Source organism: Paraburkholderia sp. WC7.3g (assembly GCF_050436345.1).
Classification (GTDB): Bacteria; Pseudomonadota; Gammaproteobacteria; order Burkholderiales; family Burkholderiaceae; genus Paraburkholderia; species Paraburkholderia podalyriae.
In genome coordinates this window covers 3805484-3819692 of record NZ_JBNDMA010000002.1, presented here as the reverse complement: position 1 = coordinate 3819692, position 14209 = coordinate 3805484, and the positions used below count along the sequence as shown (strand labels likewise).

At 58.4% G+C, this 14209-nt stretch carries 11 protein-coding genes and 2 pseudogenes; 6 read left to right on the top strand and 7 right to left on the bottom strand.

Features of this window, described 5'->3' with window-relative positions:
* Positions 1 to 165: 165 nt before the first annotated feature.
* The gene (locus tag OKW43_RS29205; RefSeq protein ID WP_187637199.1) at positions 166 to 318 is read left to right on the top strand and encodes a hypothetical protein; all 153 of its coding nucleotides are present in this window, start codon (positions 166 to 168) and stop codon (positions 316 to 318) included.
* A 212-nt stretch (positions 319 to 530) separates the two neighbouring features.
* Here OKW43_RS29205 and OKW43_RS29200 read toward each other — a convergent pair.
* Positions 531 to 772: pseudogene (locus OKW43_RS29200) on the bottom strand (IS3 family transposase); the annotation flags it as partial.
* A gap of 994 nt (positions 773 to 1766) precedes the next feature.
* Between OKW43_RS29200 and OKW43_RS29195 the strand changes: the two are divergent.
* The 3 genes and pseudogenes from OKW43_RS29195 to OKW43_RS29185 form a co-directional block, all read left to right on the top strand.
* Positions 1767 to 4154 (top strand): type I secretion system permease/ATPase, encoded by a 2388-nt coding sequence (locus tag OKW43_RS29195; RefSeq protein ID WP_429451240.1) that lies wholly within the window; start codon positions 1767 to 1769, stop codon positions 4152 to 4154.
* The gene (locus OKW43_RS29190; protein ID WP_187637197.1) at positions 4154 to 5398 is read left to right on the top strand and encodes an HlyD family type I secretion periplasmic adaptor subunit; all 1245 of its coding nucleotides are present in this window, start codon (positions 4154 to 4156) and stop codon (positions 5396 to 5398) included. The genes OKW43_RS29195 and OKW43_RS29190 overlap by 1 nt, the downstream gene beginning before the upstream one ends.
* A gap of 111 nt (positions 5399 to 5509) precedes the next feature.
* Positions 5510 to 5852, top strand: a pseudogene (locus tag OKW43_RS29185) (transposase); the annotation flags it as partial.
* An 80-nt stretch (positions 5853 to 5932) separates the two neighbouring features.
* Here OKW43_RS29185 and OKW43_RS29180 read toward each other — a convergent pair.
* The 6 genes from OKW43_RS29180 to OKW43_RS29155 all read right to left on the bottom strand — a co-directional run bounded on the left by OKW43_RS29180 (position 5933) and on the right by OKW43_RS29155 (position 12045).
* On the bottom strand, positions 5933 to 6952 hold the full coding sequence (locus tag OKW43_RS29180; protein ID WP_429451238.1) for a HoxN/HupN/NixA family nickel/cobalt transporter: 1020 nt from the start codon (positions 6950 to 6952) through the stop codon (positions 5933 to 5935).
* 62 nt (positions 6953 to 7014) lie between these two features.
* Entirely contained in the window at positions 7015 to 7542 is a 528-nt protein-coding gene (locus tag OKW43_RS29175; protein WP_187637194.1) for a cupin domain-containing protein, read from the bottom strand.
* A 203-nt stretch (positions 7543 to 7745) separates the two neighbouring features.
* A complete protein-coding gene (gene fusA / locus OKW43_RS29170; protein ID WP_187637193.1) occupies positions 7746 to 9851 on the bottom strand; it encodes an elongation factor G in 2106 nt (701 codons plus the stop codon).
* Positions 9852 to 10132: 281 nt separating this feature from the next.
* Positions 10133 to 10648 (bottom strand): DUF192 domain-containing protein, encoded by a 516-nt coding sequence (locus OKW43_RS29165; protein WP_187637192.1) that lies wholly within the window; start codon positions 10646 to 10648, stop codon positions 10133 to 10135.
* Positions 10649 to 10792: 144 nt separating this feature from the next.
* Positions 10793 to 10981, bottom strand: coding sequence for a hypothetical protein (locus tag OKW43_RS29160; RefSeq protein WP_018421598.1), 189 nt, complete (start codon positions 10979 to 10981; stop codon positions 10793 to 10795).
* A 494-nt stretch (positions 10982 to 11475) separates the two neighbouring features.
* Positions 11476 to 12045, bottom strand: coding sequence for a pseudouridine synthase (locus OKW43_RS29155; RefSeq protein WP_429451235.1), 570 nt, complete (start codon positions 12043 to 12045; stop codon positions 11476 to 11478).
* A gap of 294 nt (positions 12046 to 12339) precedes the next feature.
* Here OKW43_RS29155 and icd point away from each other — a divergent pair, with 294 nt between their 5' ends.
* Together icd and OKW43_RS29145 are read left to right on the top strand one after the other, a co-directional pair.
* Positions 12340 to 13596 (top strand): NADP-dependent isocitrate dehydrogenase, encoded by a 1257-nt coding sequence (icd, locus tag OKW43_RS29150; RefSeq protein ID WP_429451233.1) that lies wholly within the window; start codon positions 12340 to 12342, stop codon positions 13594 to 13596.
* Positions 13557 to 14021, top strand: a complete 465-nt coding sequence (locus tag OKW43_RS29145; protein WP_429451842.1) for a hypothetical protein — start codon at positions 13557 to 13559, stop codon at positions 14019 to 14021. The genes icd and OKW43_RS29145 overlap by 40 nt, the downstream gene beginning before the upstream one ends.
* The last annotated feature ends 188 nt before the right edge of the window (positions 14022 to 14209 follow it).

Here is a 14209-nt window from a genome sequence, read left to right as displayed (position 1 = left end):
GCGACGAAAACTGTTTCGGGTCTATAGGCGTAAAAATTGCCAAGTCGATTCCAGCTTAGCTCTTGCATACATGTGCCGACTTGCGATGCGAACACTTTGGTCATTGCAGGATGCAGCGGTAAAGCGTCGATATGATTCTGAGCCGTGATATCCACGAGTACCAGCATGAGCGCGAAGCGACCATTTCGCTGCAAGACGATGCGGCCGCCCTTCTCCGAGAAACTGTCGATGAATGATCGCTCCGGCATTGGGGTGCAGGGGCGTGTCATGCAGGACGAATTCCGCTTACCGTTCGGCGACCTCATCCTTTACGAGTGAATACAGTATGGCACCGGTCACGAACGCGAGAACAACAGAGGTGATGGTGCCCCCGCAATATTGCAGACCGCGTTGATAGCGATTCAGAGTAACGGGCAAATCAATATGTGATACCGCGCTGTCGTGCCGGTGGTTTTCATGCGCCCGAATGTCCATATCGAGTTATGGATCGCTTTCTTGATTCGTCGATGATGGAGCAGCAGATCTAGCACAGCCGTATCTTTGGTCTGCCAGGCTTGGATCCATTCCTGCAGCAACTGACCGGCTATACGAATTCGGCTACGGTGTCCTGACGGATCTGATAGCCCATTGCATGGACCCTTTCGTTCTTCAGTCTATCGAAGAAGCTCTCCGTCGGAGCGCTACCCCGGCAATTTTGCTTGCGACTCATTGAGCACCACATGCCATATTCGCCCAGCTTTGAGTGGAACGCTTGGCTCGCGTATTGGCTCCCATGTCCGAATGATGCAGCGCTCAGATTGTGGCCAGCGCTCGACGAGGTGTTCACATAGATACGGCATCACTACTGCTGGTTACAGAAGATCGGCGGCGTACTCAGCGTCATGCTGAAGTCGCGGCACGGCGAGGTCAAGGTGGCACTCGCCGAGACCTGGGATGCTGCGGCGCGCGGATGCGATCGTCGTGCTCAACCGGCTCACCGAACGTACGTAACCGGGTACCCGAAAGCAGTCGAGGCTGGCGCACCGCTCCTAAAACGCATTTCCACCTAGGACGGAACCCCGGTGGTCGAAAGCACACCGGCTCCTCAAGCGCTGGCCGCCTGATCATAACGCCCCCGTGTACGCCGGAATTGACGATTGCTTATAGCGGCGGACACAGGTCACTTATCCAGCGAACGTAGCACGCCTCGAGCCGCTTCGGATCCTGCGCTTGGCCCCCGTGCGAACGAATGCCAGTGTTCCTGCACAACATGGCGGCGCAGTCAGTCCAGCTTCGCATCGCCCCACAACCAATTCCCGATCCAGCTATCGGTGCCGGAGAGAATTGAGCACAGCGCGAGCGCCTGGGTTCGTGTTAGGTCACGGGCCGGCGTGCTGCCGGGGTTTTTCGCAAGGATTCTTCAATATTCAGGATGTCTTCGTGTATCGATTCGACGTGCAAAAGACGCCAGTGGCGAGCTTTCGCCTTGAATTTCGCGCCACTCACGAAAGTGCTTGGCTTAGCGCTGCTTCGTTCAACGGCCCCGGGCGAAAGGCGGGGCGAGGTACAAATTCGTACTGGTCCTGCCACGTCGGGGTGACCGTCCGATTTTGCCAACTGACTGATTTTCAGACAATGGGAGCCAGTGCCACGTTTTTTGTTTCGCTCATCAATCACGCGAAGTAGCCGAATCGAACCTTAGACCACAAGAACTGTTTCATCGTTCTGTACGTCGAGATCACGGTTCAGGTGTCGCGCCACAACGATCAATCTAACCGGTTCCGATCATGACTCAAGACGCTTTTCCCAAAGTGCAGACTGCGGCGCAGACCCTCACCAACGAGGACGGTCTACTCAGTTCCGTAATGTGGATCTGCGAGCGTTACGGTTGTGGCAAGACTGCGGAAGCGCTGACGGCTGGTCTGCCGAAGAGCGGGATGCTTTCGCCGTCACTGGCGCTCGGCGCTCTGTCAAATGCTGGTCTCACGGCGGGCCTCGTGGAGCGCCGCCTCCAACTGCTGCCGGGGCACGTGCTGCCGGTTATATTGCTGCATCACCGCATGGGCGGATGCGTGCTTCTGGGTCGGCGGGCGAATCCGGATAGGGAAGCCAAAAACCGCGTTCTGTATCAGGTGGTGGTACCGGAAATCGGCCCTGAGCCGGTGGAATACACCCAAGAGGAAATGGATGAGATCTATGCGGGCTACGCCATTCTGGTCAAGCCGACGGCCAGAGTCGAGTTGCACGAAGGAGACAGCGTCGAACCGGCGGGCCACTGGTTGCGGGGTACGCTGTGGCGCTATCGGCGCTATTACGCAAGTGCCGCGCTCGGCGCATTGCTGATCAATGTGCTCGGCCTCGCCAGCATCTTTTTCACGATGAATGTGTACGACCGCGTGGTACCGAACCAAGCCTACGTCACGCTCTGGTCGCTCGCGATCGGGGTTGGCATTGCGATCCTGTTTGAAGCGATCTCTCGTCATGTCCGTAGCCATTTGCTGGACGTCGCCGGCAAGAAGGCCGATCTCATCATGGGCACGCTTCTATTTCGGCGAGCGCTCTCCATCCGGATGGAGCACAAGCCGGCATCGGCTGGTTCATTCGCCAACCAACTGCGTGAGTTCGAGTCGGTGCGAGACTTCGCGACCTCCGCGACGCTCTCTGCGATTTCCGATCTGCCGTTCGTGTTGGTCTTCGTGGGCGTAGTGTTCGCGGTCGGAGGCTCGCTCGGCTGGGTACCGTTGTTAATGATCCCGTTGATCATCGGGGCGAGTTTGTTCGTGCAGTGGCCGCTTGCCCGACTCATGAAAGAGAATCTCAAGGAAGCGTCGCTCAAGCAGGGAGTACTGATCGAGTCGATTGAAGGTCTTGAAACACTCAAAGCGGTGGGTGGCGAAGGTCATATGCAAAAGCGTTGGGAGACCTTCAGCGCGATGGCGGCATCCTCGTCGATGAAGTCGCGCCAGATTTCCAGCAAGGCAATGAGCTTCATCACCTTGTTGCAGCAATTGCAGACGGTGGTGCTGGTCGTGTTGGGTGTGTACTTAATTGCCGCAGGCGAACTCACGCAAGGTGCACTGATCGGTACCGTGATGCTGGCCGGTCGCATTACTGCGCCGCTGGGCCAGGTGATGGGACTCGCCTTGCGCTTTCAACAGGCGAAGGCTGCGCTGCACTCGTTGAACAGCCTGATGGCGATGCCGGTCGATCGTGATCCGTCACGCACCTATCTGCCCAAGCCACCGCTCTCGGGACAAGTCACGCTGAAGGACGTGTGCTTCTCATACCCCGCGCCGGCAATGCATCCAAATCCGTCGATTCTCAAGGACGTCAATCTGAGCGTCGAAGCCGGTGAGCGGGTCGCCATCCTGGGCCGCATTGGTAGCGGTAAATCGACCCTGCTGCGTGTCATGGCGCGTCTTTATGCACCGGTCGGCGGCCAGGTGTTCGCGGACGGTCTCGACGTCGAGCAGATTGACCTGGCCGACTGGCGCAAAGCGGTGGCTTACGTGGGCCAGGACGCGCGTCTTTTTCACGGTACCCTGCGCGAAAACGTGATGATCGGCCGACCCGAAGCGAGCGCTGACGAGTTTATGCGCGTGATGCGTCTGACCGGCCTTGACCACTTCGCCAGCCGCCATCCAAAGGGCATCAACCTTCCGATCGGAGAAGGGGGTCTAGGCATCTCCGGCGGCCAGCGTCAACTGGTGTCGTTAGCTCGCAGCCTCCTTGCCCGACCGCAGCTCCTGTTGCTCGATGAGCCGACCAGCGCGATGGACAGCCAGACCGAGGCGGTTTTCCTTGAGCACCTCGCGCGCGCAACGGTCGGGCAGGCGATCGTTGTCGTAACTCATCGGCCATCCTTGTTGGCACTGGTCGACCGGATTGTCGTCGTCGAGGAAGGCAAAGTCGTGGCCGACGGTCCGAAGCACAAGATCCTCGCCGCGCTGTCGGGCAAGCCTGGGGCGGCTGCAGTGGATGAAGGGCAGCCGAACTTGCAACAGCGCACCCCGCCCGGGGGCGTGGAAACCGCTTCCGGCTTGGCCGCTACGCCTGGGATGCCTAAAGCCGCCACCACGGGTATCAGGATCGTCGCGGAAAAAAAGGTCGTTTCACCAGCCACTGCGCAAGCCGATAGCACGCATGCAGTCGTGCCGAACGAGGAGCAAGTTTAATGAACTTCAATATTTTCAGACGCGGCGCGAACAATGCTGGGCTTGCTCCAGGCGACGCCGCATTCATGAGCGACATCAAGGAATCGCTGCTCACGCAGTCGACTCCGGGCTCGATGATCGTGCTTTACGTGATTCTTGCGATTCTGACAGTCGGTCTGACCTGGGCGCACTTTGCTCGCGTGGAAGAAATTACGCACGGCGACGGGACCATCATTTCAAAGAGCCGCGAGCAGGTCATCCAAAGTCTCGAGGGCGGGATTCTCGAGCAACTAGATGTACGCGAAGGCGATATCGTCAAGAAGGGCCAGGTGTTGGCAAAGATCGATCCAACGCGTGCGGAGACAAGCTATCGCGAAGCTTGGTCCAAATCGGTCGGCCTGAAGGCGACGATTGCGCGTTTGCGTGCAGAGGCGTACGGACAACCGCTGATGTTTCCGGACGACGTGAAGGCGGTGCCTGCGGTCGTGAAGCAGGAGACGCTCGCATACAACGCGCGACGGCGAGCACTGGACGACAGCGTGGCTGCGCTGGAAAAGAGCTACTCGCTCTCCGGCAAGGAAATCGGGCTGGCCGAGCCGCTGGCGGCCAAGGGGCTGTTATCCGAAGTCGAACTGCTGCGCATGCGCCGTCAGGCAAACGATCTGCGTTCGCAGATCGTCGAGCGGCGGAACAAGTTTCAGGCAGATGCAAACTCGGAGCTGACGAAGCTGGAACTGGAACTGGCGCAAACCAGCGAAACCGTGGTGGGTCGCGCGGATGTCCTGCAGCGCACGACGGTGGTGGCGCCCGTATATGGCACGGTGAAGAATGTACGCGTCAATACGATTGGGGGGGTCATTCAGCCGGGCGAGCACATCATGGAAATCGTGCCACTGGAGGATCAGTTGCTCGTCGAGGCACGCATTAAGCCGGCGGACGTCGCATTCTTGCATCCCGGGCAACCGGCCACTGTGAAGATCAGCGCCTACGACTACGGTATTTACGGTGGCCTGACGGGCAAGGTCGAGCACATCAGTCCTGACACCCTCAAGGATGACCAGAAAGCCGCAGCGGGCCGGGCCGACGCCACCTACTACCGTGTGCTTGTGCTGACAGACGCCAGTGAGTTGCACGCTGGCGGGAAAAGTCTACCGATTCTGCCGGGTATGGTCGCGACGGTCGACATCCGTACCGGTGAGAAAACCATCCTTGACTACCTGCTGAAGCCGATTTTCAAAGCGCGTGAAGCGTTCCGGGAGCGCTAGACGTTGTTGCGACATTAGGCTTTTGGAATGTTGGGAAGGTCTGCAAAAATGCTGACGTGGATCCTCCCGAGAGCCATCCGAGATGAACGGAGTGAGTGGAGGAGAGCCATGATGACGCAACCACGACTGGATCTGGGCCTGACAACGGAGAACACGCGTAAGCCGGAATTCTCGATGAGATGCGTCGCGCTATGCCTTGGTCCGGGCTCACTTCGCTGATCGAACCGCACTATCCGACGGTCAAGGCAGGACGGCCGCCGTTCCCCCGATCGACGATGGTGCAGATCCATCTTGTGCCGCAGTGGTTCGGTCTGTCCGACCCAGCCTTGGAAGAAGCGGTATATGGCGCAGCGCAGTATCGTCGCTTCTGACTTTGCGCTTCCGTTACCTGTTCGAGACCCACGGACTGGCTGTGCAAATGCTTGCACTGGTCAATGAAGTTCTGGTGGAAAGAACCGATTCGCAAGAACGAGTCGGTGGTTGATACCAAGCCGAAGCGTTGTTGCACGGCTAGGGATACAGATATCCGCCGACTTATCTTGCCGCCGGATCCGGCCGTCTCCAGCGATGAAACAGCACCGAGCCGATCCAGCACGCCATGAAGGCCGCAACGGTCGCATAGCCGAGCGCGCCGAAATGATCGTTGATGCCGACGATCGCATCCCACACGCCGCCGCTCCAGCCGAAGCGGACCGACAACAATCCCAACGCCTCGACGCCGCCGATCACGATGGCGACCACCGCCGATACGAACGTGATGCTCGCGTTGTAGTACAGCTTGCGCTTCGGGTCGTCCATCGCCCAGCCGTACGCTTGCACCATTAGCACGTTGTCGGTCGAATCGACGAGCGTCATACCGGCAGTGAAGAGCGCCGGGAACGCGAGGATCGAGCAGAGCGGCAGCCCGGTGCTCGCCTGCGACGCGGCGATCGCGAGAAGGCCGACCTCGGTCGCAGTGTCGAAGCCTAGGCCGAACAGCGCGCCGACCGGATACATATGCCAGCTTTTCGTGACCAGCCGGAACAGTGGACGCAATGCACGTGACAGCAGCCCGGCTGGGGCGAGCGCATCGGCTGACGGTGTGGTCGCGGAGCCGCCGAGCTGCGCGTGCCGGTAGCGGCGCCACACGTCGCGCAGGATCACGAGATTGACCGCGGCGAGCACCAGCAGAAATGTCGCCGAGACCATCGTGCCGAGCGTGCCGCCGACTTCCTTGAGGCTCTCGAAGCGCCCAAGCAGCGAATGCGTGGTCCACGCGATGCCGACCGTCGCCGCGATCACGATCGTCGAATGTCCGAGCGAAAACGCGAGCCCGATGCCGAGCGGTCGCTCGCCGGTCTGCATCAGCTTGCGGGTGACCGCATCAATCGCCGCAATGTGGTCGGCGTCGACCGCATGACGCAGGCCGAAGCCATACGCGAGCAGCGCGGTGCCGAGCAGCAGCGGGTAGTGACGAAACGCGATCAGCGCCCACAGCCAGGCGCCGAGGTTGGCGGCGATCAGCACCGCGTAGAGCGTGACGAGGCGAGGGCGCAGCGAGGCAGGAGGCGTCATGTGGCGCGGGCGGATGAATGAGCAGGTGAATGAGCCGTTGTATGAGCGGGTTAGCGAGCGGTTTAGTGATCGTCTGGATGCTTGTGGATCGGATCGACCCAGTAGACCGTTTCCGGCTGCTCGACCGCGTCGATGTTCAGATTGACGACGACCGCTTCGTTGTCGCTGCGCACGAGCACGCATTCGAGCGGCTCGTCGGTGCTCGCGTTGATCTCCTGATGCGGCACATAGGGCGGCACGAAGATGAAGTCGCCGGGACCGGCCTCGGCGGTGAACTCCAGATGCTCGCCCCAGCGCATGCGTGCCTGGCCGCGCACCACGTAAATCACGCTTTCGAGTGCGCCATGATGATGCGCGCCGGTCTTTGCATTCGGATGGATCGTGACCGTGCCGGCCCAGATCTTCTGCGCGCCGACGCGCGCCGCATTGATTGCGGCCGCGCGATTCATGCCCGGCGTTTGCGCGGTGTTGGTGTCGAGTTGATCGCCGCGGATGACCTTCACGCCGTGCTCGCGCCAGTCGATCTGCTGGCTGGCCTCGGCGGTTTCGTGCTCGGCCCGGTAATGCGGATGTTCGTGATCCTGGCTCATCGTCTCTCCTCCTCGGCTTGCGTGCCGCGTTCAAGTCGTTCGCTTCGGTCGTGCGCTTGAGGGTCGTGCCGCATGGCTGATCGACATTCTGGCACGTTCAAAAAACGGCTGCGTGGCGTGACCGTGCAAAGGCCGCCGCGAAAAAAAACCCGCTCGCAGGGAGCGGGGTTCGAGTCGTCGCGCTCAACGCCGTGGCGTCAGTGTCATTGCTTCTTCGCGTTGATCACAGCCTCGGCGACATTGCTCGGCGTTTCGGCGTAGTGCTTGAACTCCATCGTGTAGGTCGCCCGGCCCTGGGTGGCAGAGCGCAGCGACGTCGAGTAGCCGAACATCTCGGCGAGCGGCACTTCCGCGCGCACCAGCTTGCCGCCGCCGCCCGCGATGTCTTCCATGCCCTGCACCATGCCGCGCCGGCTCGACAGGTCGCCCATCACGTTGCCCATGAAGTCCTCGGGCGTTTCCACCTCGACGGCCATCATCGGTTCGAGCAGCACGGGCTTCGCCTTGCGCATCGCTTCCTTGAACGCTATCGAGCCGGCCATGCGGAACGCGTTTTCGTTCGAGTCGACGTCGTGATACGAACCGAAGGTCAGCGTGACCTTCACGTCGACGACCGGATAGCCGGCCAGCACGCCGGCCTTCAGCGTTTCTTGGATGCCCTTGTCGACGGCCGGAATGAATTCGCGTGGAATTACGCCGCCCTTGATCGCGTCGATGAACTCGTAGCCCTTGCCCTGTGCGCTCGGCTCGAGTGCGATCACCGCGTGACCGTACTGTCCGCGACCGCCCGACTGCTTGACGAACTTGCCTTCGACGTCCTCGACCTTGTTGCGCACCGTTTCGCGATACGCGACCTGCGGCTTGCCGACGGTCGCCTCGACGCCGAACTCGCGCTTCATCCGGTCGACCAGAATTTCGAGGTGCAGCTCGCCCATGCCGGAGATGATCGTCTGTCCGGATTCCTCATCGGTCTGCACGCGGAATGACGGATCTTCCTGCGCGAGACGGTTCAGCGCGATGCCCATCTTTTCCTGGTCGGCCTTGGTCTTCGGCTCGACGGCCTGCGAGATCACGGGCTCCGGGAAGATCATCTTTTCGAGGATGATCACATGGTTAGGATCGCAGAGCGTGTCGCCGGTGGTCGCTTCCTTCAGACCGACGGCCGCGGCGATGTCGCCCGCGTAGACCTCCTTGATTTCCTTGCGCTCGTTCGCGTGCATCTGCAGGATGCGGCCGAGGCGCTCCTTTTTTTCCTTGACCGCGTTGTAGACCGTGTCGCCCGAATTGACGACGCCCGAGTACACGCGGAAGAAGATCAGCTGGCCGACGAACGGGTCGGTCATGATCTTGAAGGCGAGCGCCGAGAACGGATCGTCGTCGTTGGGATGACGCTCGATCTCCTTGTCGTGCTCGTCGTGACCGGTGATCGCAGGCACGTCGACGGGCGACGGCAGATAGTCGATCACCGCGTCGAGCATCGCTTGCACGCCCTTGTTCTTGAACGCGCTGCCGCACAGCATCGGCACGATCTCGTTGGCGATCGTGCGCGCGCGGATGCCGTGCCTGATTTCTGCTTCGCTGAGTTGTTCGCCGCCGAGGTATTTCTCGAGCAGTTCCTCGTTCGCCTCGGCCGCGGCCTCGACCATCTTGTCGTGCCATTCCTTGGCGGTGGCCGCGAGTTCAGCCGGAATGTCGCGGTACTCGAACTTGATGCCCTGGCTGTCATCGTCCCAGTAGATCGCCTTCATCTTGACGAGGTCGACCACGCCCTGGAAGTGCTCTTCCGCGCCGATCGGAATCTGGATCGGCACGGCGACACCCTTCAGACGATCGCCGATCTGCCGCTGCACGCGGAAGAAGTCCGCCCCGACGCGGTCCATCTTGTTGACGAATGCGATGCGCGGCACCTTATACTTGTTCGCCTGGCGCCACACGGTTTCCGATTGCGGCTGCACGCCGCCGACCGAGTCATACACCATGCAGGCGCCGTCGAGCACGCGCATCGAGCGCTCGACTTCGATCGTGAAGTCGACGTGCCCCGGGGTGTCGATGATGTTGATCCGATGCTCGGGATAGTTGCCGGCCATGCCCTTCCAGAACGCGGTGGTGGCCGCCGACGTGATCGTGATGCCGCGCTCCTGCTCCTGTTCCATCCAGTCCATCGTCGCCGCGCCGTCGTGAACCTCGCCGATCTTGTGGGTCACGCCGGTGTAGAACAGGATCCGTTCGGTAGTGGTGGTTTTGCCGGCATCGATGTGGGCGCTGATGCCGATATTCCGGTAGCGCTCGATGGGAGTCTTGCGGGGCACGTGAATCTCCTTGTAATGGCGCGCCTGAAACGCATGCCGGGCGACCGCGTGGGCCGCCCGGGGAGTCTGGGTGCTGCTTACTGAGATTACAAGGATAGCGCTTCGATTGGTCTTTTGCATGAATCCTGCCAGCCGGCGCCAAGGCTGGCCGCGCGGGGGCTGCGCGGACGAAAAAAAGCCGGCGCCTCGGGGCGAGGCGCCGGCTTTTCGCGGGAAAGCGCCGCGGGGCGGCCGGGCCGCTCAGGTGGCCGCGCAGACGCGCAGCCCGGCGGCGCGGGACTCTATTGCGTGATACCCGGCACCGGCGGCAAGCCCTGGATCCGCATGCCCGGCTTGATGCCTTTCGACGAGAACCAGCCCTTGGGCATTTCCAGCGCGAACACGCCGTTGTGCGTCGGGCAGTGGTTGTTGGTGGTCTCGGCCTGCATCTCGTCGATGTCGGTGATCGTGCCGTCGGCGCGCATGAACGCGATCGACAGCGGGATCAGCGTGTTCTTCATCCAGAAGCAGTGGCCCGCGTTCTCGTTGAACACAAACAGCATGCCTTCGTTCGGCGCGAGATTCGTGCGATACATCAAGCCCTGCTCGCGGTCCGCGTCGTTGGCGGCGACGGCCGCGTCGATCACGAACATGCCAGCGGTCAACTTGACGCGTGGAAACTCGCCCGGTTGCCTGGCGCCCGGCGGCATCTGCTGCGCCTGGGCGGAAGCGGGGGTGGCGGCGAACGAGAGGGCCGCGAGCGGCAGGGCAACGGCAACGGCGAAACGCGCCATCCACGAGCGCATGGAAAATCGCACGGCAAGACTCCTTGCTGAAATTGACCCGCGCATGTTACGCGAGCGCGTCAAAAACAAAAAGGCAGATCGCCTTGCGGTGATCTGCCTTACAACGCCGTAAGAACGGCAATGAAGCTAGTTCTTGACTGCGTTTTTACAAGCAACTTACTCCGAAGCTGCCGAAGCTGCAGCTGCTGCCTTCTTGTGCGACTTCTTGTGAGCGTGCTTGGTCGTCTTCTTTGCCGACGAAGCTGCTGCTGCCGGAGCTGCCGAAGCTGCTTCCGGTGCCGATGCTTGTGCGAATGCTGCCGTTGCGAAGAGGCCAGCGACCAGAGCGGCGATCAGTTTGTTCATTTTGTGAATCCTCAGCTTGAGTTAATTAACCAAATGACCCGGCTTATGTAGAGTCATGTCGGTAAACGTGCCATCCACCTTTCGGTTGACAGCCGCATCGAACAAAATTTCGACGCGTCTGCTAGCGCTCCGACTTTCGTACTCGCCGCAAAAGCGGCTTATGCAAAGGTCTTTAAGGCTGAATGCCGGACAGCTTCGGCGGCATCTGCGTCGAATAACGCGTGGGGTTGTACTGCGGTTGACGCGACTTGCGCGGAAATTTTCAACGCCAGGACGCGAGATGAAACTGCATCGCAGACGCTTGCGCGAGCCCAGTTGTTTCACGCATTTCGGGCTGGCGTTTCACGCATTACTTTGCGTGCTGCTACAACGAGTTAGCGTCGATTGTCACAACCGTGAAACGGTTTCTGAGTGGTCATGCGAAGGCGGATTCGCGCGTGCGTGAATTCGGCACGCGGTGCTGTGGCGATGAACAAACAATCGTCAAACAATGTTCAGGCGACGCCATCCCATGGCGCGTTGGCTCGCAACTCGATGCTCTCTCCGGGTTGCAGTCCGAGTGAAAAAATGTCAAGCGCACCGATGCCGACGCGTACCAGACGCAGCGTCGGAAAACCGACCGCGGCGGTCATCCGACGCACCTGACGATTCTTGCCTTCGGTGATCGATAGCTCGATCCACGCGGTTGGTATCGCGGCGCGATAGCGGATCGGCGGCGTGCGCGTCCACAGCGAGTTGTCCGGGTCGACATAGGTCGCCTGACATGGGCGTGTCACGTAGTCGCCGAGATCGACGCCGCGCGCCAGCTTTTTCAACGCGGCGATGTCGATCGCGCCTTCGACCTGCGCCCAATAGCGTTTAACGAGCTTGTGGCGGGGCTCGGCGATGCGCGCCTGCAGCGCGCCGTCGTCGGTGAGCAGCAACAGGCCTTCGCTATCGGAGTCGAGCCGGCCGGCCGGATAGACGCCCGGCACCTTGACCCAGTCGGCAAGTGACGGGCGCGTTTCGTGTGACGAAAATTGACAGATGGTGCCGAACGGCTTGTTGAGGGCGAGAAGGCGCATAGAAAGGCGAAACGGCAGCGCGGCGAGCAGCCTCCAGCGCGCGCTTCGCCGATGATGAATGGCGCGATGATAATGCATAAATCGGAAGCAGATTCTCGTATCTTATAGAGGAGCGTAGCGCGGTTGAGGGTCCGTCCATGTTGGAAAACCCGGAGTCCGGGGTGGCCGCGTGGCGCGCGAGGCGTGGGCTAGAATAGCGGCCAGGCCGCTCGCGGACGTTCGGCATCGCGCGGCGAGGGCATCTTTTTCGCAGTCTCCCATCAGCTTTTGCACAGCTTTCACTGGAGTCCGATCATGCCGTATCAGCACATCAAGGTTCCGACCGGTGGCGACAAGATCACCGTCAACGCCGACTTCACGCTCAACGTTTCCGATGAACCGATCATCCCGTATATCGAAGGCGACGGCACCGGCCTGGACATCACGCCGGTCATGATCAAGGTCGTGGATGCGGCGGTCGAAAAGGCGTATGGCGGCAAGAAGAAAATTCACTGGATGGAAATTTTCGCAGGCGAGAAGGCGACCAGGGTGTACGGCCCGGACGTATGGCTGCCGGACGAAACGCTGCAGGCGGTCAAGGAATACGTCGTATCGATCAAGGGGCCGCTCACCACGCCGGTCGGCGGCGGTATCCGCTCGCTGAACGTCGCGTTGCGTCAGGAACTGGACCTCTACGTGTGCCTGCGCCCGGTGCAGTATTTCAAGGGCGTGCCCTCGCCGGTGCGCGAGCCCGAAAAAACCGACATGGTGATCTTCCGCGAGAACTCGGAAGACATCTACGCGGGTATCGAATGGCCCGCCGAATCCGAGCAGGCGAAGAAGGTCATCAAGTTCCTGCGCGAAGAAATGGGCGTCAAGAAGATCCGCTTTCCGGATTCGTCGGGCATCGGCATCAAGCCGGTGTCGCGCGAAGGTACCGAGCGTCTGCTGCGTAAGGCGATCCAGTACGCGATCGATAACGAACGCCGCTCGGTTACGCTGGTGCATAAGGGCAACATCATGAAGTACACCGAAGGCGCGTTCCGCGACTACGGCTACGCGCTCGCGCAGAAGGAGTTCAACGCGGAATTGATCGACGGCGGTCCGTGGATGAAAGTCAGGAATCCGAAGACGGGCGGCGACGTTGTCGTGAAGGACGTGATCGCCGACGCGTTCCTGCAGCAGATCCTGCTGCGTCCGGCCGAATACGATGTGATCGCCACGCTGAACCTGAACGGCGACTACATCTCGGACGCGCTCGCCGCGCAGGTCGGCGGCATCGGCATCGCGCCGGGCGCGAACCTGTCGGATTCGGTTGCGATGTTCGAAGCGACGCACGGCACGGCGCCGAAATACGCGGGCAAGGACTACGTGAATCCGGGCTCGGAAATCCTGTCAGCGGAAATGATGCTGCGTCACCTGGGCTGGTTCGAGGCGGCGGATCTGATAATCAGCTCGATGGAAAAATCGATCCTGCAAAAGCGCGTTACTTACGATTTTGCCCGGCTGATGGAAGGCGCGACCCAGGTGTCGTGCTCGGCATTCGGGCAAGTGATGATCGAAAATATGTAACTGATGCGTCGGGATTATTCAATGTGCATAAAAAAAAAAAAAAAAAAAGAAAAAAAATATTCAATGTGCATAAAAAACAAAAGAAAAAAAAAAAAAAAAAAAAAAACAAAAAAAAAATAAAAAAACAAAAAAAAATAAAAAAAAATAAAAAAAAAAAAATATATAAAAAAAAAAAAAAAAAAAAAAAAAAAAAAAAGAAAAAAAAAAAAAAAAAAAAAACAAAAAAAAGAAAAGAAAAAATAAAAAAAAAAAAAAAAAAAAAAAAAAAAAAAAAAATAAAAAAAAAAAAAAAAAAAAAAAAAAAAAAAAAAAAAAAAAAAAAACAAAAAAAAAAAAAAAAAAAAAAAAAAAAAAAAAAAAAAATAAAAAAAAAAAATAAAACAAAAAAAAAAAAAAAAATCATAAAAAAAAATAAAAAAAAATAAAAAAAAAAAAAAAAAAAAAAAATAAAAATAAAAAAAAATAAATAAAAATAAAAAATAAAAAAAAAAAAAAAAAAAAAAAAAAAAAAAAAAAAAAAAACAAAAAATAAAAAAAAAAAAAAATAAAAAAAAAAAAAAAAAAAAAAAAAAAAAAAAAAAAAAATGTGCATAAAAACCCCGGGCGCCAGCAA

Excerpts from the sequence above, each read along its gene's own strand:
- OKW43_RS29205 (WP_187637199.1), top strand. The coding sequence starts at position 166 with ATGAGCGCGAAGCGACCATTTCGCTGCAAGACGATGCGGCCGCCCTTC.
- OKW43_RS29195 (WP_429451240.1), top strand. The coding sequence starts at position 1,767 with ATGACTCAAGACGCTTTTCCCAAAGTGCAGACTGCGGCGCAGACCCTC.
- OKW43_RS29190 (WP_187637197.1), top strand. The coding sequence starts at position 4,154 with ATGAACTTCAATATTTTCAGACGCGGCGCGAACAATGCTGGGCTTGCT.
- OKW43_RS29180 (WP_429451238.1), bottom strand. The coding sequence starts at position 6,952 with ATGACGCCTCCTGCCTCGCTGCGCCCTCGCCTCGTCACGCTCTACGCG.
- OKW43_RS29175 (WP_187637194.1), bottom strand. The coding sequence starts at position 7,542 with ATGAGCCAGGATCACGAACATCCGCATTACCGGGCCGAGCACGAAACC.
- OKW43_RS29160 (WP_018421598.1), bottom strand. The coding sequence starts at position 10,981 with ATGAACAAACTGATCGCCGCTCTGGTCGCTGGCCTCTTCGCAACGGCA.
- OKW43_RS29155 (WP_429451235.1), bottom strand. The coding sequence starts at position 12,045 with ATGCGCCTTCTCGCCCTCAACAAGCCGTTCGGCACCATCTGTCAATTT.
- icd (WP_429451233.1), top strand. The coding sequence starts at position 12,340 with ATGCCGTATCAGCACATCAAGGTTCCGACCGGTGGCGACAAGATCACC.